The organism is Ensifer adhaerens (assembly GCF_002940685.1).
Taxonomy (GTDB): domain Bacteria; phylum Pseudomonadota; class Alphaproteobacteria; order Rhizobiales; family Rhizobiaceae; genus Ensifer; species Ensifer adhaerens_E.
On sequence record NZ_PNFP01000060.1, the window covers coordinates 1 to 944 of the forward strand.

Here is a 944-nt window from a genome sequence, read left to right on the forward strand (position 1 = left end):
TGCTACGGCAACACCGTCGTCTTCAAGCCGGCCGAACTGGTGCCCGGCAGTTCCTGGGCCATCGTCGACATTCTTAACCGCGCCGGCCTGCCGAAGGGTGTGTTGAACCTCGTGATGGGCAAGGGCTCGGTCGTCGGCCAGGCGATGCTCGACAGCCCGGACATCCACGCCATCACCTTCACCGGCTCGACCGGCACGGGAAAACGCGTGGCGCTGGCGTCGGTCGAACACAATCGCAAATACCAGCTGGAGATGGGTGGCAAGAACCCCTTCGTCGTGCTCGATGACGCCGACCTCAATGTCGCCGTCGAGGCGGCGGTCAACTCCGCCTTCTTCTCCACCGGCCAGCGCTGCACGGCGTCGTCGCGCCTGATCGTCACTGAGGGCATTCACGATCGGTTCGTCGCCGCCATGGGCGAACGCATGAAGGGGCTTGTTGTCGACGATGCCCTGAAGGCCGGCACCCAGATCGGTCCGGTGGTCGATCAGAGCCAGCTCAACCAGGACACCGACTATATCGCCATCGGCCGGCAGGAAGGCGCCAAACTCGCCTTCGGCGGCGAGCTTCTGACGCGCGACACGCCCGGCTTCTACCTGCAGCCGGCGCTGTTTACCGAGGCGACGAACGCCATGCGCATCAGCCGGGAAGAGATCTTCGGCCCGGTCGCATCCGTCATCCGCGTCCGGGATTACGACGAGGCGCTCAGCGTCGCCAACGACACGCCCTTCGGCCTGTCCTCGGGCATCGCCACCACCAGCCTCAAGCATGCGACCCATTTCAAGCGCAATGCCGAGGCCGGCATGGTGATGGTCAACCTGCCGACGGCCGGCGTCGATTTCCACGTGCCCTTCGGCGGCCGCAAGGGTTCGTCCCACGGCTCACGCGAGCAGGGACGCTACGCCGCCGAATTCTACACAACCGTCAAGACGGCCTACACGCTCGC

Annotated in this window: 1 protein-coding gene; it reads left to right on the plus strand. The window is 65.4% G+C overall.

The features are described from left to right. Positions 1 to 944 (plus strand): aldehyde dehydrogenase family protein (locus C1A35_RS35600; RefSeq protein ID WP_104668912.1); only part of this gene is annotated, 944 nt, incomplete at both ends.